Origin of the sequence: Janthinobacterium sp. SUN026, from assembly GCF_030397625.1 — a bacterium.
Taxonomy (GTDB): domain Bacteria; phylum Pseudomonadota; class Gammaproteobacteria; order Burkholderiales; family Burkholderiaceae_D; genus Janthinobacterium; species Janthinobacterium kumbetense.
The window spans coordinates 222,478-241,761 of sequence record NZ_JAPQNU010000006.1 but is presented as its reverse complement, the minus strand read 5'-3'; the positions used below and the strand labels follow the sequence as shown (position 1 = coordinate 241,761).

16 protein-coding genes are annotated in these 19,284 nt (G+C 61.9%); 2 read left to right on the top strand and 14 right to left on the bottom strand.

Features of this window, described 5'->3' with window-relative positions; all coding sequences use genetic code 11:
* Positions 1-50 precede the first annotated feature (50 nt).
* Complete coding sequence (gene secA, locus OX459_RS24480; RefSeq protein WP_289906887.1) at positions 51-2,819, bottom strand: preprotein translocase subunit SecA; 2,769 nt, start codon at positions 2,817-2,819, stop codon at positions 51-53.
* A gap of 279 nt (positions 2,820-3,098) precedes the next feature.
* On the opposite strand from secA, the gene OX459_RS24475 reads away from it, so the two are divergent.
* On the top strand, positions 3,099-3,608 hold the full coding sequence (locus tag OX459_RS24475; RefSeq protein ID WP_289906886.1) for a DciA family protein: 510 nt from the start codon (positions 3,099-3,101) through the stop codon (positions 3,606-3,608).
* A 158-nt stretch (positions 3,609-3,766) separates the two neighbouring features.
* Here the strand turns inward: OX459_RS24475 and lpxC are convergent, their stop codons facing one another.
* The 3 genes from lpxC to OX459_RS24460 all read right to left on the bottom strand — a co-directional run bounded on the left by lpxC (position 3,767) and on the right by OX459_RS24460 (position 6,554).
* Positions 3,767-4,702, bottom strand: coding sequence for a UDP-3-O-acyl-N-acetylglucosamine deacetylase (gene lpxC / locus OX459_RS24470; protein WP_141171802.1), 936 nt, complete (start codon positions 4,700-4,702; stop codon positions 3,767-3,769).
* A 75-nt stretch (positions 4,703-4,777) separates the two neighbouring features.
* Positions 4,778-5,620 (bottom strand): DMT family transporter, encoded by an 843-nt coding sequence (locus OX459_RS24465; RefSeq protein WP_099668227.1) that lies wholly within the window; start codon positions 5,618-5,620, stop codon positions 4,778-4,780.
* Positions 5,621-5,780: 160 nt separating this feature from the next.
* On the bottom strand, positions 5,781-6,554 hold the full coding sequence (locus tag OX459_RS24460; RefSeq protein ID WP_289906885.1) for a helix-turn-helix transcriptional regulator: 774 nt from the start codon (positions 6,552-6,554) through the stop codon (positions 5,781-5,783).
* A 104-nt stretch (positions 6,555-6,658) separates the two neighbouring features.
* On the opposite strand from OX459_RS24460, the gene OX459_RS24455 reads away from it, so the two are divergent.
* Positions 6,659-7,426 carry a class I SAM-dependent methyltransferase gene (locus OX459_RS24455; protein ID WP_289906884.1) on the top strand — a complete coding sequence of 256 codons (768 nt, stop codon included), beginning with the start codon at positions 6,659-6,661 and terminating at the stop codon, positions 7,424-7,426.
* A gap of 141 nt (positions 7,427-7,567) precedes the next feature.
* Here the strand turns inward: OX459_RS24455 and OX459_RS24450 are convergent, their stop codons facing one another.
* From OX459_RS24450 to mraY, 10 genes are all read right to left on the bottom strand, one after another.
* The gene (locus OX459_RS24450; RefSeq protein ID WP_251351079.1) at positions 7,568-8,074 is read right to left on the bottom strand and encodes a peroxiredoxin; all 507 of its coding nucleotides are present in this window, start codon (positions 8,072-8,074) and stop codon (positions 7,568-7,570) included.
* A gap of 332 nt (positions 8,075-8,406) precedes the next feature.
* A complete protein-coding gene (gene ftsZ / locus OX459_RS24445; RefSeq protein ID WP_034748865.1) occupies positions 8,407-9,615 on the bottom strand; it encodes a cell division protein FtsZ in 1,209 nt (402 codons plus the stop codon).
* A gap of 154 nt (positions 9,616-9,769) precedes the next feature.
* Positions 9,770-11,002, bottom strand: coding sequence for a cell division protein FtsA (gene ftsA, locus OX459_RS24440; protein ID WP_010394955.1), 1,233 nt, complete (start codon positions 11,000-11,002; stop codon positions 9,770-9,772).
* 45 nt (positions 11,003-11,047) lie between these two features.
* A complete protein-coding gene (locus tag OX459_RS24435; RefSeq protein ID WP_289906883.1) occupies positions 11,048-11,863 on the bottom strand; it encodes a cell division protein FtsQ/DivIB in 816 nt (271 codons plus the stop codon).
* Position 11,864: 1 nt separating this feature from the next.
* A complete protein-coding gene (locus OX459_RS24430; protein ID WP_289906882.1) occupies positions 11,865-12,833 on the bottom strand; it encodes a D-alanine--D-alanine ligase in 969 nt (322 codons plus the stop codon).
* A gap of 1 nt (position 12,834) precedes the next feature.
* Positions 12,835-14,238, bottom strand: coding sequence for a UDP-N-acetylmuramate--L-alanine ligase (gene murC / locus OX459_RS24425; RefSeq protein ID WP_070222485.1), 1,404 nt, complete (start codon positions 14,236-14,238; stop codon positions 12,835-12,837).
* A gap of 10 nt (positions 14,239-14,248) precedes the next feature.
* Positions 14,249-15,343 (bottom strand): undecaprenyldiphospho-muramoylpentapeptide beta-N-acetylglucosaminyltransferase, encoded by a 1,095-nt coding sequence (gene murG, locus OX459_RS24420; RefSeq protein WP_289906880.1) that lies wholly within the window; start codon positions 15,341-15,343, stop codon positions 14,249-14,251.
* Entirely contained in the window at positions 15,340-16,551 is a 1,212-nt protein-coding gene (gene ftsW, locus OX459_RS24415) for a putative lipid II flippase FtsW (RefSeq protein ID WP_289900367.1), read from the bottom strand. Before ftsW ends, murG begins: the two co-directional genes overlap by 4 nt.
* Positions 16,551-18,107, bottom strand: a complete 1,557-nt coding sequence (gene murD, locus OX459_RS24410; RefSeq protein ID WP_289906879.1) for a UDP-N-acetylmuramoyl-L-alanine--D-glutamate ligase — start codon at positions 18,105-18,107, stop codon at positions 16,551-16,553. Before murD ends, ftsW begins: the two co-directional genes overlap by 1 nt.
* Positions 18,107-19,282 (bottom strand): phospho-N-acetylmuramoyl-pentapeptide-transferase, encoded by a 1,176-nt coding sequence (gene mraY, locus OX459_RS24405; protein ID WP_077399841.1) that lies wholly within the window; start codon positions 19,280-19,282, stop codon positions 18,107-18,109. Before mraY ends, murD begins: the two co-directional genes overlap by 1 nt.
* Positions 19,283-19,284 lie beyond the last annotated feature (2 nt).

Here is a 19,284-nt window from a genome sequence, read left to right as displayed (position 1 = left end):
AAAAAACGGAGACCGCGGTCTCCGTTCTTGTTCAGGCCATGCAGCGGACTTTACGCCAGCTTGCCGTGGCAAGCCTTGTACTTCTTGCCGCTGCCGCAAGGGCATGGGTCGTTACGGCCCACTTTGACGCCCATGCTCACGCTCATGTCGTCGACGTTGTCCATATTGCCGCCGGCCGAAGGAGCCAGCAGTTCTTCCGGCGCCGCGTTCGGGTCGAATTCGGCGTGCTGGTAGTGCACGTTTTCCACGTGCGACTGCTGCATCGCCTGTTCGGCCGCATCGACTTCTTCGCGCGACTGGATACGCACCGTCATCACGTGTTTCGTGACGTCGTTCTTGATCATGTCGAGCATCTGACCAAACAGTTCAAACGCTTCGCGCTTGTATTCCTGTTTCGGATTCTTCTGCGCATAACCGCGCAGGTGAATACCCTGGCGCAGGTGATCGAGCGCCGCCAGGTGTTCACGCCAGTGGCTGTCCACGCTTTGCAGCATGACATTGCGTTCGAAGCCGCCGAACGATTCCTTGCCGACGATATCGATCTTCGACTGGTACACGGCATCGGCCGCGGCCAGCACTTTTTCCAGGATCTCTTCGTCCGTCAGGGTCGAATCGGCTTCCAGCATTTCATGCAGCGGCAAGTCCAGCTGCCATTCGCTCGCCAGGGTATTTTCCAGGCCCTTGATATCCCACTGCTCTTCCACCGATTCATGCGGCACGTACTCGTGCACCAGGTCGGTGAACACGCCATGACGCAAGGAAGCGATCATGTCGGAAATATCGGTCGTTTCCAGCAATTCGTTACGCTGCTGGTAGATGACCTTGCGCTGGTCGTTGGCGACGTCATCGTATTCCAGCAATTGCTTGCGGATATCGAAGTTGCGCGCTTCGACCTTGCGCTGGGCCGATTCGATCGAACGCGAGACGATGCCTGCCTCGATCGGTTCGCCTTCCGGCATTTTCAAACGGTCCATCACGGCGCGCACGCGGTCGCCGGCGAAGATGCGCAGCAGCGCGTCGTCGAGCGACAGGTAGAAGCGCGACGAACCCGGATCACCCTGGCGGCCGGCACGGCCGCGCAGCTGATTGTCAACGCGGCGCGATTCGTGGCGTTCGGTGCCGATGATATGCAAGCCGCCCGCATTGACCACGTGGTCGTGCAGGGATTGCCATTCATCGCGCAAGGTCTGCGACTGGGCTGCCTTGTCGGCGTCGCTCAGTTCAGCATTGGCTTCGATGAACTTGATCTGGTTCTCGACGTTACCGCCCAACACGATGTCCGTACCGCGACCGGCCATGTTGGTGGCGATGGTGATAGCTTTCGGACGGCCTGCCTGGGCGATGATTTCCGCTTCGCGCGCATGCTGTTTCGCGTTCAGCACGTTATGCGGCAAACCGGCCTTGGTCAGGATGCCCGACAACAGTTCCGAGTTCTCGATCGAGGTGGTACCCACCAGCACGGGCTGGCCGCGCTCGTAGCAGTCGCGGATGTCGTTCAACATCGCGTTGTACTTTTCCGCCGACGATTTATAGACCTGATCCTGACGGTCCTTGCGCTGCAGCGGACGGTTTTGCGGAATCACAACCGTTTCCAGGCCGTAGATTTCCTGGAATTCGTACGCTTCCGTATCGGCCGTACCCGTCATGCCGGCCAGCTTGGCGTACATGCGGAAGTAGTTCTGGAAGGTGATCGAGGCCAGGGTCTGGTTCTCGTTCTGGATCTTGACGCCTTCTTTCGCTTCGACGGCCTGGTGCAAGCCATCGGACCAGCGGCGGCCCGTCATCAGACGGCCCGTGAATTCATCGACGATCACCACTTCATTGTTCTGCACCACATAGTGCTGATCCTTGAAGTACAGCGCATGCGCGCGCAGGGCCGCATACAGGTGGTGCACGAGGGTGATGTTGGCCGAATCGTACAGCGAGGCGCCTTCCGGCAGCAGGCCCATCTCCATCAGGATGCCTTCGGCCTTTTCGTGGCCGGCCTCCGTCAGCAGCACCTGGTGCGCTTTTTCATCCTTGGTATAGTCGCCCGGCACTTCAACCTTGCCCTTGCCATCCGGCGTTTCTTCGCCGATCTGCAAAGTCAGGCGCGCAGGCACTTCATTGATCTTGTGATACAGGTCCGTGTGGTTCTCGGCCTGGCCCGAAATGATCAGCGGCGTACGCGCTTCATCGATCAGGATCGAGTCGACTTCATCGACGATGCCGAAGTTCAGGCTGCGCTGCACGCGCTCGCGCGCTTCGTAGACCATGTTGTCGCGCAAGAAGTCGAAACCGAATTCGTTATTCGTGCCATACGTGATGTCGGAGTTGTACGCCTGCTGCTTGGCGCTGTGCTCCATCTGCGACATGTTTACACCAGTCGACAGACCCAGCCATGCATACAGGCGGCCCATGGTCTCGGCATCGCGCTGCGCCAGGTAATCATTGACGGTGACGATATGTACGCCCTTGCCCGACAAGGCATTCAGGTAGGCTGGCAAGGTTGCCATCAGGGTCTTGCCCTCGCCCGTGCCCATTTCCGCGATCTTGCCGAAATGCAAGACCATGCCGCCGATCATCTGCACATCGAAATGGCGCATGCGCAGGACGCGCTTGCTGGCCTCGCGGCAGACGGCAAAGGCTTCCGGCAACAAGGCATCGAGCGATTCGCCGGCGGCGATGCGTTCCTTGAAGGCAGGCGTCTTCGCTTGCAGCTCGGCATCCGACAGCTTTTCGATGGCCGGCTCGAGCGCATTGATCTCGCGTACCGTTTTTTGGTATTGCTTGAGCAGCCGCTGGTTGCGGCTACCGAAAATCTGGGTCAGTAATGACATGCTTGAATTCTTGAAAAAACGCCGTTAAAAAAAGCTCGGTAGGGAACAACGCGGTAGTAATCGCGTCACCGCACGGAGTTCGACTATGGCAAAAGACGATGATTTTATCATGCGTTCCCGACATGGTTGGGGTAATGCGCCATATAACAATAGCTTAATGACAAACAAATGGCAGAAATTGCGGACATTTTCCATACTGTAAGGCAATACGGTCCGCCCGCCTGCACCGCACCCGCCGCCGCACTCGTCACGCGGGGGCGAGTGTGCTATGTTTCGGCCATGCGAACTCCCACTTATTCGAAGGCAGAACGCCGCGGCTACGGCTTTGCCCGTTCCGGCCCGGCCGTCACGGGCGCAACCGATTTTCTGCGCGGCAACGCGACGATGGCTTCCCTGATGCCCACCGTCACGCGTCTGGCCGCCCTGCAAAAAGATTGTGCCAAGGCATTGCCGGCCATGTTCGAGCATTGCGACATCCTGCAATTCGAGAGCGGCCAACTGGTGCTGGCCACGCCGAACGCGGCGCTGGCGGCCAAGCTCAAGCAGCAATTGCCAAAGTTACAAGGGGAACTGGAAAGAAAAGGCTGGCAGATTTCAGGCATCAAGCTGAAAGTGCAAGTGATCAAGAGCATCGCGCCCATCGTGCATACGCGGGCGCTGGTCTTGCCGGAAAAAGCCATGTCGGCCCTGGAAGAGCTGAGCACGGCCCTGCCGGCGTCGAAGCAGAACGAACAGTTGATCGCGGCACTACGAAACATGGTCCGCCACCACCGCGAACCAAAAGACTAAGAACACCATGCGGCGTCTTGACACCTCAGAAAACCGTAGCGAGGGGGTCTAGTTCTGGTCAAGAAGCGCAACCGTACGAAGTACGGGGGCGCCGAGCCGGTGAGCATCGCAGGCCGCCTATACCGACGCGCAGCAGGTTTAATGAGGTGTCGCTCAGATCAGGTCAAGGACCACTCGCGCTCCATCTGGCGCAGGTACGATTGCGGCGCCGCCTCGTTGGTATCGAAGGAAACGATTTCATACGCTTCCGGCTGCTCCAGCAGCGCCAGCAGCAGCTGGTTGTTCAGCGCATGGCCCGACTTATGCGCCGTGTAATAGGCCAGCAAGGGGTGGCCCACCAGGTACAGGTCGCCGATGGCGTCCAGGATCTTGTGGCGCACGAACTCGTCTTCATAGCGCAAGCCATCGGCGTTGAGGATGCGGTACTCGTCCATCACGATGGCGTTTTCCAGCGAACCGCCACGCGCCAGACCCATGCCGCGCAAGCTTTCCACGTCCTGCATGAAGCCAAACGTGCGCGCGCGCGCCACATCGTGCACGTAGGACACGTCGCCGAAGTCGACGGAAGCGCGCTGCATCGTGCCATCGACGGCCGGGTGATTGAATTCGATAAAGAAATCAAGCTTGAAACCGTCGTACGGCGACAAGCGCGCCCATTTCTCCGCGTCGCCCTTGCCGTGACGCACTTCCACGGGCTTGATGACCTTGATAAATTTCTTTGGCGCTTGCTGCTCTTCCACGCCAGCCTGCTGCAGCAGGTAGACGAAGGACGAGGCGGAACCGTCCATGATGGGGATTTCTTCCGCATTCACGTCGATATACATATTGTCGACGCCCAGGCCGGCCGCAGCCGACATCAGATGTTCCACTGTAGAAACCCTGGCGCCATCCTTGATCAGCACGGAAGCCATGCGCGTATCGCCCACGGCCATGGCGCTGGCGGGGAACTCGACGATGGGATCAAGGTCGATGCGGCGAAACACGATGCCCGTGTCGATCGCGGCAGGACGCAGAGTCAGCTCCACCTTGGTGCCAGAGTGCAAACCGACACCGATGGTGCGGACCTGTTGTTTGATGGTGCGTTGTTTTAACATCTGTCGATTATATCTATTTGCCGGATTTTCGTTGCGGCGCGGCATGGCCCACGCCAGAAATACCACAACCGCTACTCATGGATGCTCGCTCTCGGCGTGGACAGCCTCCCTGCGCACGAGGTAAATGCCGCTGCCGATGATGATGGCCGCACCGATCAGGGTGTATTCGTCGGGCAAGGCGCGCCACAGCATCCAGTCCAGGGCCATGCCCCAGGCCAGGGCCGAGTACTCGAACGGCGCCACGCTGGACGCCTTGCCATGGCGAAACGCTTCCGTAATCGCCAGTTGGCCCAGGAAGCCACTCAGCGACAAGCCCGCCAGCAGCCACCAGTCTTCGCGGCGGATGCTCACCCACTCGTGCGCCGACAGGGCCACGCCGCCGAGGGCCATCATCACCATCAGCCAGAAGACCATACTTTCGCTGGCATCTGTGCGGCTGAGGATGCGGCCCGTGACGGCGGAAATGGCGTAACAGGCGGCCGAACCCAGCACGGCCAGCCCGGCGACCGAAAAGAATCCCGAACCGTCGGGGCGCAGCGCCACCAGCACACCCAGCAAACCCACGGCGATGGCGCACCAGCGCGCGAAGTCCACTTTTTCCTTCAGAATAAAAACCGACAGGACGGTGATCAGCAAGGGAGCGACGAAAAACAGCGCATACGTCTCGGCCAGCGACATGCGCTTCAGGCCGTAGGCGAACAGGGTGATCATCAGCACGCCCAGGACGCCGCGCAACAGGTGCAGCGGCCAGCGCACCTTCAGCACGTTCTTGAAGGCGCCACGGTACAGCAGGTACAGGCAGACGAGCGGCAATGACGACAGGGCGCGCAAGGCCGTCACCTGCATCGGCGGGTAATGGGCGGACAACAGCTTCATGGCTGTGTCCATCAGGGAAAACATGGCGACGGCGACCAGCATCACATAGATGCTGCGCAGGTTGGGATTGCGGGGTATCAGGACAGACTCCTGGCGAAAGAGCGGGACCGTCATCATGGCGACGGCCGGAGCCAGGACAGCATGGTCTGGATAGGCAGGGCCAGGCGGTCAGCCCGATTATAACAAGCGCGGCCGTTTTACCTTATGACACAGGCAACAGCATCACCAGTTTCAAGTCGTGCTGGCGCGCCAGGTGCAGGGTCACTTGATTGAACGCAAGCAGGCCCTGTTGCGCATGCCGGAACTGGCGCAAGCCGCCATCGCGGCCCTGCACCTGCTGCGCGCCCCACCACTGGCGAAATTCAAGGCTGGCATCGGCCAGTTCGGCGATCAGGCCGGCCAGCGGCGCCTGGTCCGCCTGCCGGCCGATATCGGCGCGAAACTCCGCCACCAGACGCTGCGCCCGCTCGGGCCAGCCGACGACCAGATCGCGCGCACCAGGTTCCAGGAACATGAAGCGCAACTGGTTCGGCGCGTCCCCGTCGCCGTGCAGCCAGCCCGTAAACAACATGGACGCCGCCCCGTTCCACGCCACGGCATTCCATGCGCGGTCCAGGATATACGCGGGCGCGTCGATGGCGGCGACGATGGCGGCCAACTCGGCGGCGGCGGGTCCCCCGCCCTCGCCTGCGCCATGGGTGGGGTCATGCTTGTCTGCCACCTCGAACAGATAGGCGCGCTCGGCCGCGCTCAGCTGCAGCACCTGCGCCAGGCGGGCCAGCATCTTGGCCGACGCCGACACGGGCCGCCCCTGCTCCAGCCACGTCAGCCAGGTGGGGCTGACATCGCACAGCTGCGCCAACTCTTCGCGCCGCAAACCGGGCGTGCGCCGGCGTCCGCCGCCGGGCAAGCCAGCCATGGCGGGGGTGACGGCCTCGCGCCGGGCGCGGATGAATTCAGCAAGTTTGTTCGACATGACGGGGAAGCATGGTAGTAGATATACCAGTATAAGTTATGGTCTTGTTACAGGATAATTTTATCCCTATTCTGTAGGAACTCAGCCATCCACAGGAGAAAACCATGCAGCAGCACGATGTCGTTACCGAACAGTTTGGCAAGACGGCCAATGCCTACCTGAGCAGCGCCGTACACGCGCAAGGTGCCGACCTGGTGCTGATGCAGGAATGCGCGCGCCGCCATGGCAAGCCCGTCGTCCTGGACCTGGGCTGCGGCGCCGGCCACGCCAGCTTTGCCATCGCCCCCGTGGCGCAATCCGTGGTCGCCTACGACCTGGCGCAGCCCATGCTCGACGTGGTCGACTGCGCCAGGGTGCAGCGCGGCTTGCACAATATCAGCACGCAACAGGGCGACGTGGCCCGCCTGCCGTTTGCCGACGCCAGCTTCGACATGGTCGTCACGCGCTTTTCCGCGCACCACTGGAACGATGTGGCGGGAGCCCTGGCCGAAGCGTGGCGCGTGCTGCGCCCGAACGGCACCTTGTTGGTCGTCGACATCGTCGCGCCCAAGACGGCCCTCTACGACAGCACCTTGCAGGCGGTGGAAATGCTGCGCGACGCATCCCACGTACGCGACTACCGCAGCTGCGAATGGGGCGCCAAGTTCGACAACGCGGGTTTTACGCACAGCTTGCGCAGCGTGTGGAAACTGACCATGCAGTTCGACGAGTGGGTGGCCCGCATGCGCACGCCAGGCGAAAGAGTGGCGGCCATCCGCAACCTGTTCGACGGCGCGCCCGAGGAAGCGCGCAAGTATTTTGCGCTGCAGGACGATTATTCGTTCAGCATCGATGCGGCCATGTTCGAGGCACGCAAGCCGTCGGTACAATAAAAAAACGGCGCCGATGGCGCCGTTTTTACGTCAAAAAAGGACAAGTCCCTGAAAAATGTTCAGGGCAAGGCGCATTGCCGCAGGCAGTACGAGTAGTACGCCAAGGCAGTGCAACGCCGCCATGGACTTTTTCTCAGGGACTTAAGCCAGTTGGCCCAGCAAGGTTTCCGCGTTCGACACTTCAAACTTGCCGCCTTGCTCGATGTTCAATTGCGTCACGACGCCATTGTCGACCAGCAGCGAGTAGCGCTGCGAGCGCGTGCCCATGCCGTGCTTGGAAAAATCGGCGTCCAGGCCCAGGGCCTTGCTGTAGGCGGCATTGCCGTCAGCCATCATGCGCACGATGCCGGTAGCTTTCTGGTCGCGGCCCCAGGCGCCCATCACGAACGCGTCGTTGACGGAGATGCACCAGATTTCATCGACGCCCTTGGCTTTCAGGTCGGCGGCGTGCTTGACGTAGCCTGGCACATGCTGTGCGGAGCAGGTCGGGGTGTAGGCGCCTGGCAGGCCGAAGATGGCGATCTTCTTGCCCTTGACCAAGTCTTGCACGTTGAACGTGTTCGGGCCCAGTGCGCAGCCTTCGGTTTCGCTTTCGATGAATTCAGCCAGGGTGCCTTCTGGCAGGGTGTCGCCGATCTTGATGGTCATGTTGACTCCTTGTGTACTGTCGGTTGAAGGCGCCGCCCGTTCCATGGAGCGGACAGCGCCCGTGATCTGGTTCTGCCGGCATGCTGCCGACACTGCGCGATAGTATGCCTGACTTGCCGTATTTGTGCAGAAAGTGGCAGGAAAGGCAAAGGCCGACATCAAGAAAAAGATAAAAAAACGGCGGCCCTCAGGCCGCCGTCATGTTTGCTGACATCAGATCACCTCCGGTCACCTAATCACATGAAAAATGCGCAGGGCAAGGCGCATGGCCGAAGACAGTACGACTGTACGGCAAGGCTATGCAACGCCGCCATGGGCTTTTTTCACTGTGATTAGTCGGCTTGTTTGCGCAGGAAGGCTGGAATATCGTACGTCTCCATGCCATTCTTTTCCATCGCGCGCACCTGCTCGGAAGCCGATTCGCGGCGCCATACTGCCGGCGCTTTCATGCCGTCGAAACCAGCAGCCGGCGTAGCCACGCCAACCGTCGTCGTCGCCGCTTGCGCGCTACCCATGGCAGCCGATGGAGTCAACGGGCTGTTGTGGGTACCGGTGCGCAGCACTTGCTGCGGTACCAGCTGGATGTTTTTCTTTGCGCGGCCCAGGCCCGTGGCCACCACGGTAACGCGGATGTCGTCGCCCATGGCGTCGTCGTAGGCGATACCTTGCGCGATCGACGCATCCGGCGCGGCAAACGCGCGCACGGCGGCCATGACTTCCTTGATCTCTTTACCTTTCAAGCCACGGCTGGCCGTGACGTTGACCAGCACGCCGCGCGCGCCGGACAGGTCGATGCCATCTAACAGCGGCGAAGCGACAGCCTGTTCCGCGGCGATGCGCGCGCGGTCGACGCCGGACGCCGTCGCCGTGCCCATCATGGCCTTGCCCTGCTCGCCCATGATGGTTTTCACGTCGTTGAAGTCGACGTTGATGTGGCCCGGCACGTTGATGATCTCGGCAATGCCAGCCACTGCGTTGTTGAGCACATCATCGGCGTGCTGCATCCATTCCAGCATGCTTTCGTCTTCGTAGATCTCTTCCAGTTTTTCGTTGAGGATGATGATCAGCGAATCGACGTGCAGGGACAGCTGCTCCAGGCCTTCGTCGGCGATGTCCATGCACTTCTGGCCTTCATACGAGAATGGCTTGGAAACCACGGCCACCGTCAGCGCGCCCAGTTCCTTGGCCACTTCAGCCACGATAGGAGCGGCGCCCGTGCCCGTACCGCCGCCCATGCCGGCAGCGATGAAGACCATGTGCGCGCCGCGCAGCGAATCGGCGATGCGCGTGCGCGATTCTTCGGCCAGCTGGCGGCCGACGGCAGGCTTCATGCCAGCGCCCAGACCCGTATCGCCGATCTGGATGATGTTATGGGCCTTCGATGTCGACAGGGCTTGTGCGTCGGTGTTGGCGGCAATGAACTCCACACCCGACATGCCTTTGTTGATCATGTGTTGGACTGCATTGCCACCCGCACCGCCGACGCCGACGACCTTGATGACGGTACCTAAAGCTGTGTTATCGACCATATCGAACTCCATGATGTGCTCCTATCAGATGCGGTTTCCAAGCGCCAGGCCTCATATTGGTAGGAGAACTGGAGATTGAAAACTGCGGTTAAATATAAAATAAAGTTATGTGTGTGTACCTGCGATGCTGCCAAAAAACCTGTACTGCCGGGCGAAAGTCATGCCCTTAAAAATTCCCTAAAAACCATTCCTTCATGCGCTGCCAGACTGCCTTCACCGAGCCGTCCTGACGCGTCACGATGTGGCCGCGCAGGTATTGCTTCTTCGCTTCCAGCAGCAGGCCCAATACCGTGGCATAGCGCGGACTGCGCACCACGTCGGCCAGCTGGCCCCGATACTCGGGCGTGCCCAGGCGCGCCGGTTTCAGGAAAATGTCTTCCGCCATTTCCACCATGCCGGGCATGATGGAAGTGCCGCCCGTGAGCACAATGCCCGACGACAGCACGCCTTCGTAACCGGATTCGCGCACCACCTGGTGCACCATGGCGAACAGCTCCTCGACGCGCGGCTCGATCACTGCCGCCAGCGCCTGGCGCGACAGGTTGCGCGGGCCGCGGTCGCCCAGGCCCGGCACTTCCAGCGATTCGCCGGGATCGGCCAGGACCTGCTTGGCCACGCCATAGCGGATCTTGATTTCTTCCGCTTCCGCGGTCGGGGTACGCAAGGCCATGGCGATGTCGTTGGTGATCTGGTCGCCGGCGATGGGAATGACTGCCGTATGGCGGATCGCGCCATCGGAGAATACCGCCACATCGGTCGTGCCGCCGCCGATGTCGATCAGCACCACGCCCAGTTCCTTCTCGTCGGGCGTGAGCACCGCATCGGCGGACGCCATCGGCTGCAGGATCAGGTCCGACACTTCCAGGCCGCAGCGGCGCACGCACTTGACGATGTTCTGCACTGCCGACACGGCGCCGGTGACGATATGCACCTTCACCTCCAGGCGGATGCCGCTCATGCCGATCGGCTCGCGCACATCTTCCTGGCTGTCGACGATGAACTCTTGCGGCACCGTGTGCAGCAATTGCTGATCGGTCGGAATGTTAACCGCTTTTGCCGTCTCGATGACGCGCGCCACGTCGGTCGCCGTCACTTCCTTGTCCTTGATGGCCACCATGCCGCTGGAATTGAAGCTGCGGATATGGCTGCCCGCAATGCCCGCGTAGACATTGCGGATCTTGCAGTCGGCCATCAGCTCGGCCTCTTCCAGCGCGCGCTGGATGGACTCCACCGTGGCCTCGATATTGACCACCACGCCTTTTTTCAGGCCCTTCGATTCGTGCTGGCCCAGCCCGATCACTTCGTGGCGCCCGTCGGACATCACTTCGGCTACCACCGCCACCACTTTCGAGGTGCCGATGTCGAGGCCGACGATCAGGTTTTTCGCGTCTTTTGTCATTTCTGTCGCCTAGTTTTTTGGGCTATTGTTAAATTGAGTATTAAGTTAAGTCGGTTTTTTAATCGGACTGCCATTTTTCTTCTTGATTGCCGCTGGCCGTCCATCCTTGCCTTCGGCCGGTATCACCAGGCCTGCGGAACTGAGCGCCAGGCCATTCTGGTAGCGCATATCGATCGTGTCGATATTCTCCAGCCGGCTCGCCAGCTGCGGGTAAATGCCCACCAGCCGGTCGACCCGCGCCTTCAGGGTCGTGTGATTCTGCTCGCGTCCCAGCGCCACGCTCATGCCGTTGTTCAGTTTCACGGTCCACGCATAGCGGCTCGACAGCGACAGCGATTCGGGCACCATTTTCAGGGGCGCGAACCACTTTTCCAGCTGCACATACGTGGCCAGTACTTCCTTCTCGCTGCCGTCCGGGCCAGCGAAGGCGGGCAATTCATGGTCATCCTCGGCTTCGGCCACATTCGCAGTGAACACATCGCCCTTGACCGACAGCAGGCGTCCATCCTCGCCCCACGTGCCCAGCGCCTCGTGTTCTTCCAGCGCCACGATCAGCTGGTTCGGCCACTCGCGCCGCACGCTGGCGCGGCGCACCCAGGGCACAGATTCGAACACGCCGCGCACGCTTTCCAGGTTGGTCGTGAAGAAATTGCCCTTGATGCGGCCCAGAGTGCCGCTGCGCAGGGTCAGGTAATTCACGTGGCGCAAGCCCTTGTCGTCCGCGCTTTCCACCTTGATCGTGCGCAGGTCGAACATGGGACGCTGCGACACCCACCAGACGCCGGCGGCCACGCACACGACCAGAACCGCGGCCAGCAAGCCGTTGGCAGTCGTATTGAGGCTTTTAGCGTCATGCCACATATCAGCGCTGTCCCTTGTGCATTTTCAGGCTTGCGCCGGCGACGATTTCCAGGCACAGGTCTTCATAGCTGGTGCCCTCCGCGCGCGCCGCCATCGGCACCAGCGAGTGACCCGTCATGCCGGGCGAGGTATTTACCTCCAGCAGGAACAACGCGCTGTCGGCCGCACGCATCAGCACGTCGACCCGTCCCCAGCCTTCGCAGCCCAACGCGCGGTAGGCGGCAAGGGCGATGCGCTCCATCTCTGCGATGATCGCGCCATCGAGCTGCGGCGGGCAAAAATACTGCGTATCGTCCGTAAAATACTTGTTCTGGTAGTCGTAATTGCCTTGCGGGGCGACGATTTCAATCGGCGGCAGCGCGCGCGCCGTGGCGCCCTTGCCCAGGATCGCGACGGTAAACTCGCGGCCCTTGATGAATTCCTCGGCCAGCACCGAATCATCGAGACCGGCGGCGATGTCGTAGGCGGCCTGGAAGGCCGACGCTTCGTTGACGGTCGTGATGCCGATGCTCGAGCCTTCATGCGGCGGCTTGACGATCAGCGGCAAGCCCAGTTCCGCGGCGACCTTGGCCAGGTCGGAACTGTCATCCAGCACCGCGTACTTGGGCGTCGGCAGCTGGTGCATCAGCCAGATCATCTTGGTGTAGACCTTGTCCATGCCCACCGAGCAAGCCATCACGCCGCTGCCCGTGTACGGAATGCCCAGCTGTTCCAGCGCGCCCTGCAGGCTGCCGTCTTCGCCGAAGCGGCCGTGCAGCGCGATGAAGACACGATCAAATTGCTCAGCGGCCAATTCGGCCAGGCTGCGTTCGCCCGTATCGAAGCCATGCGCATCCACGCCATGGCTTTTCAGGGCTGCCAGCACGCCCGCGCCGGACATCAGCGACACTTCGCGCTCGGCCGAACGGCCGCCGAACAGGACGCCGACCTTGCCCAATTGTTTAACGTCGATAGCTGAAGCTTGGTTCACGTCAGGCCTTTACAGTGTGAGATTGATACGTTGTCAGTTGATTCGGGATGCCGCTGATCGAGCCGGCTCCCATGGTCAGCACGACGTCGCCGTCGCGCGCCACGCTCATGATGGTGTCGGCCATGTCCGTCATGGACTCGACGAAAATCGGTTCGATCTTGCCGCGCGCGCGCAGCGCATGCGCCAGGGCACGGCCGTCGGCAGCGACGATAGGCGCTTCTCCCGCCGCATACACTTCGGACAGCAGCAGCACGTCGGGTGCGCCCAGCACCTTGACGAAATCTTCGAACAGGTCGCGCGTACGGCTGTAGCGGTGCGGCTGGAACGCCAGCACCAGGCGGCGGCCCGGATAGGCGGCGCGCGCGGCGGCCAGGGTCACTTCCGTTTCCACTGGATGGTGGCCAAAATCGTCGACCAGCGCAAAGGTGCCGCCATTCGGCAGCGCCACGTCGCCATAGCGCGTGAAGCGGCGGCCCACGCCGGAAAACTCGGCCAGGCCCTGCTGCGTGGCGCTGTCGGCGATGCCGATTTCGCGCGCGATGGCAATCGCCGAGCAGGCATTCTGCACATTGTGCATGCCGGGCTGGTTCAGCACCACGTCCAGGTCCGGGTAACCTTCCTGCAGCACGGTGAAATGCATTTCCAGGCCTACGGCGCGCGCGTTGATGGCGCGCACCTGCGCGTCTTCCGCGAAACCATAGGTGGTGACCGGCTTGGTGACGGACGGGATGATGGCACGCACGTGCGGATCGTCGATGCACAGCATGGCACGGCCATAGAACGGCAAGCGGTGCGTGAACTGCACGAAGGCCTGCTTGAGCTTTTCGAAATCGTGCTCGTAGGTGTCCATGTGATCGGCGTCGATATTCGTGATCACTTCGATCATCGGCGTCAGGTTCAGGAACGAGGCGTCCGATTCATCGGCTTCTGCCACCAGGTAGTCGCCCGAACCCAGCTTGGCGTTCGCGCCGGCGCTGGTCAGGCGGCCGCCGATCACAAAAGTAGGATCGAGGCCACCCTGCGCCAGCACGGAAGCGACCAGGCTGGTCGTCGTCGTCTTGCCATGCGTGCCCGCGATCGCGATACCGCGTTTCAAGCGCATCAATTCGCCGAGCATCACGGCGCGCGGCACCAGCGGAATCTTGCGCGCACGGGCGGCCGCCACTTCCGGATTGTCTTGCGGGACGGCGCCCGACGTCACCACCGCATCGGCGTCGCCGATATTTTCCGCCGCGTGACCGAGCATCACGGTCGCGCCCAGGCTCGCCAGGCGCTGCGTCGCCGCATTGCTGCCCAGGTCGGAGCCCGACACCTTGTAGCCCAGGTTGACCAGCACTTCGGCGATGCCGCTCATGCCGCTGCCGCCAATGCCGACAAAGTGGATATTGTTTACTTTATGCTTCACAGAGCTAACCTCATACCAGTTTTTCCAATACGTGTGCGATCGCCTCATTGGCGTCGCGCTTGCCTGCTGCCAGTGCCGCCTGCGCCATCTGCTGGCAAGTGTCGCGGCTCAGCGACGCCAGCAGCGCGCTCAGCGACGCGGCACTCATTTCCGTCTGCGGCAGATGAATCGCCGCGCCTTGTTTCGCCATCCATTGCGCGTTGTCGCGCTGGTGACTGGTGGTCGATGCCACCAGCGGCACGAGCACGCTGGCCACGCCGGCCGCCGTCAATTCCGACAGGGTGATGGCGCCAGCGCGGCAAATCACCAGGTCGGCCTCGGTATACGCCTTGGCCATGTCATCGATGAAGTCGACCACATTGGCTTGCACGCCCGCCTGCGCATACGCGGCATGCAGGGCGTCGATATTCTTCTTGCCCGACTGGTGCGTGACCAGCGGACGCTCGCCTTCCGGCATCAGCGCCAGCGCGGCAGGCAGGCTGTCGTTCAGCGCTTTCGCACCCAGGCTGCCACCTACCACGAGGATGCGCAATGGGCCGCTGCGGCCCGCAAAGCGCGGCGCCGGCGGCTCCATGGCGAGGATTTCCGCGCGCACCGGATTGCCCGTCACGACGGCCTTGCCGGCGGCGCTGCCGAAATCGGCGGGAAAGCCGAAGCACACTTGCTGCGCCAGCGGCACCAGGGTCTTGTTCGACAACAGCAGCGCCGCGTCGGCATTGACCAGCACCAGCGGCACGCCTTTCAGGCGCGCCATCAGGCCGCCAGGCACAGTGACGTAGCCGCCCATGCCCATCACCACGTCCGGCTTGCGGCTGGCGATGAAACGGCGGATGGCAAAAAAGCTCGCCAGCATCTTGAAGCCGCCTTGAATGGTATGCGCCAAGCCCTTGCCGCGCATGCCGGAAAATGCGATGGCATCCATGGGAATGCCGCTCTTCGGCACCAGCTCCTGCTCCATGCCGTGAGTCGTGCCCAGCCAGCTCACTTCCCAGCCGCGCGCGCGCATCGTCTGCGCAATCGCCAGGCCAGGGAAAATATGGCCGCCGGTACCGGCCGCCATGATCATCAGTCTTTTCGTCGTTTTCAAGTTCGTCGCGTTGTTCATAGCCGGCCTCCCCGCATGAGGATCCGGTTTTCGTAATCGATGCGCAGCAAAATCGCCAGGCCGATACAGTTAATCAGTACGCCCGTGCCGCCATAACTCATCAAGGGCAAGGTCAGGCCCTTGGTCGGCAGCAGGCCCAGGTTAACGCCCATGTTGATGAAGGTCTGCACGCCGATCCAGATGGCGATGCCTTTCGCCGTCAGTCCCGCGAAGGTTTGGTCAATGGCGATCGCCTGGCGGCCGATGTCGAACGCCCGCTTGATAATCCAGTAAAACATGCCGATCACGACCAGCACGCCCACCAGGCCCAGCTCCTCGCCGATCACGGCCAGCAAAAAGTCCGTGTGGGCTTCGGGCAGGTAATGCAGTTTTTCCACGCTGCCGCCCAATCCCACGCCAAACAGTTCGCCGCGCCCGAAGGCGATCAGCGAGTGTGTCAACTGGTAAGCCTTGTTCAGGGCATTGTCTTCCTGCCACGGGTCGAGATACGCAAAAAACCGCTCGCGGCGGAATTTTGACAGGGCGATGATGGTGACGAAGATCGCCGTCAGCATCGCGCCGATACCGCCGAACCAGATGGCGTTGACGCCGCCCAAAAACAAAATGCCCATGGCGATGCAGACGATCACGCCGAAAGCGCCCAGATCGGGCTCCATCAGCAGCAGCAGGCCGACGAAGCTGACGGCCAGCGCCATCGGCATGAAGCCCTTGGTCAGCTTGTGCATGTATTCCTGCTTGCGCACCGTGTAATCGGCCGCATACAGCACCATCACCACCTTCATCAGCTCGGACGGCTGCGGCCGCAGGCCCGGCAGGTTCAGCCAGCGGCGGCCGCCGTTGACCGACACGCCCAGGCCAGGTATCAGCACCATCACCAGCAGCACCAGGGTGCCGATGAACAGCCACGGCGCCATCTTTTGCCAGGTGGCGACCGGGATGCGGAACACCATCGCGCCGACGATGATCGACACGCCGATGAACAGCGCCTGGCGCACGACAAAATAATTGTTCGTGTAGGCGGCAAACTTGCGTGCATCCGACAGCGAGATCGACGCCGAATACACCATCACCATGCCCAGCAACATGAGCAGCAGGACGACCCATACCAGCGGCTTGTCATAGTCCATCATCTTCGATTGCCGCGCGCGGCTATCCAGCGGCTTGGCAGCCGAGCCGGAACCAAAGCTGAAGGGCAGTTGGAAAGCCATCAGATATCCTGTCCGTTTTCCAGGGCGATGTCGCGCACGGCGTCGACAAACACCTGCGCGCGATGCGCATAGTTCTTGAACATGTCCAGGCTGGCGCACGCGGGCGACAGCAGCACGGCATCGCCAGCCAGCGCCAGGCTGCTGGCGCGCTTGACGGCTTCCGGCAAGGTGGCGCAGTCGACGATGTCCACGCCGGCCGGTTCGAGGGCCGCGCGCAAGGCCGGGGCATCGCGTCCGATCAGCACCACGGCGCGCACGTAGCGCGATACGGGTTCGGCCAGCGGCGAGAAATCCTGCCCCTTGCCATCGCCGCCGGCGATCAGCACCAGGCGCTGTTCCGCGCCGCCAAACGCCTTGCCCAGACCGAACAGGGCCGCCACGGTCGCGCCCACATTCGTGCCCTTGCTGTCGTCGTAGTATTCAACCTCGCCCACTGCCGTGATCAGCTCCACGCGATGCGGCTCGCCCTGGTATTCGCGCAAACCATGCAGCAGCGGCGCGAATGGCAGGCCGATGGCTCGGCACAGGGCCAGCGCCGCCAGCGCATTCGAGGCGTTGTGCTGGCCGCGGATTTTCAGCGCGTCGGCCGGCATCAGCTTTTTCGCCATCGTCGGCACCGGCTCCGGCGCCGGATCGTTCTTCCTGCGTTTTTTCTCGATGACTTCTTCGCTGGGCACAGCTTGCGCCAGCCAGAAGATGCCACGTTCATTGACCAGGCCAAAGCTGTCGACTTCCGCCGGTTCGCCCGTGCCGAAGGTGATGGTCTCGACCAACGGGTCAGCCATGTGCATCACGGCCGCATCGTCGCGGTTCAATATGCGCACGGTCTGGTCGCCGAAGATGCGCGCCTTGTCGGCGGCGTAGGCGGCCATGTCGCCATGCCAGTCCAGATGGTCCTGCGACAGATTCAAGACCGTAGCCGCATCGGCCTGCAGGCTGAACGTCGTGTGCAACTGGAAGCTGGATAATTCCAGTATCCACGCTTGCGGCAAGGTGCTAGCGACGGGTTCAGCCACTTCAGCTTCCGCATCCACCGGCTGCGGCGCAGGCTCGGCATCGAGCACTTCGCGCAGCACGTCCAGCGCGGCCGGGCTGATATTGCCGGCCACGCGCGTGGCAAGGTCGGCGCGTTCGCACAGCAAGCCTACCAGGCTGGTGACGGTCGTCTTGCCATTCGTGCCCGTGATGGCGATGACTTTCGGCGCATAGCCACGTTCCGCCTTCAAGGCGGCCAACGCCTGCGCGAACAGTTCGATTTCTCCCCACACGGGGATGTTTTTCTCAGTAGCGGCCGGCGCAATCTGCGCCAGTTCGCGGCCCGGCGCGAGGCCTGGGCTGACGGTGACAAAGTCCACGCCGTCAAGCAAGTCGGCCGTGAAGGCGCCGGCGATGAACTGCGCCTGCGGTACGGCGGCCCGCAACGCGGCGAGGCGCTCCGGGGCCTCCCTTGTGTCGGCCACGCGCACGGTCGCACCACTGCGGGCCAGCCACAGGGCCATGGCCAGGCCTGACTCCCCGAGGCCCAGTACCAGTGCGGTTTTAGCGTCGTACATCATCAGCGCAGCTTCAAGGTGGTCAGGCCGAGCAGCACCAGCATCATGGTGATGATCCAGAAACGCACGACAACCTGCGTCTCCTTCCAGCCTTTTTGTTCAAAATGGTGATGCAATGGCGCCATCAGGAAGACGCGACGGCCAACGCCAAAGCGCTTCTTGGTGTACTTGAACCAGACGACCTGGATGATCACGGACAGCGTTTCAACAACGAAGATGCCGCCCATGATGAACAGGACGATTTCCTGGCGCACGATGACGGCGATGGTACCCAGTGCACCGCCCAGTGCCAGCGCGCCCACGTCGCCCATGAATACTTTCGCGGGGTGGGTGTTATACCAAAGGAAGGCCAGGCCGGAACCGGCCAGCGCGCCGCAGAAGATCACCAGTTCGCCGGCGCCCGGAATGTGCGGGATGAACAGGTAGCGCGCATACGTGGCATTACCGGTCAGGTAGGCGAACAGGCCCAGGGCCGTGCCCACCATCACGGTCGGCATGATGGCCAGGCCGTCAAGTCCATCGGTGAAATTGACGGCGTTGCTGGTGCCGACGATGACGCAATACGTCAGCGCGATGAAGCCCCACACGCCCAGCGGATAGCTGATGGTCTTGAAGAAGGGGACGATCAGATCGGCCTTCGGCGGCAAGTCCATGGCGAAGCCCGACTGCACCCAGGCGTAGATCAGATTCCATACCTGGCCGGCATTGGGCTCGGAGATGGAGACGGAAAACGCCAGGTAAAACGCGGCGGCGATGCCGATCAGCGACTGCCAGAAGTATTTTTCGCGCGAGCGCATGCCTTCCGGGTCCTGGTGCACCACCTTGCGGTAGTCGTCGGCCCAGCCGACGGCGCCAAAGCCCAAGGTGACGATCAGCACGGGCCAGATGAAACGGTTCGACAGGTCGGCCCACAGCAAGGTGGAAATGCCGATGGCGATGAGGATCAGCACACCGCCCATGGTAGGGGTGCCGTGTTTTTTCAGATGCGTTTGCGGGCCATCCGTGCGCACGGCCTGGCCAACCTTCATGCGCGTGAGCATGCGGATCACGGCGGGACCGGCGCACAGGCCGATCAAGATCGCCGTCAGGGTGGCGAAGACGGCGCGGAACGTGATGAAGTTAAAGACCCGCAATGGGCCAATGTCGTCCTGGAAATAATGAGCGAGCCAGAGCAGCATGA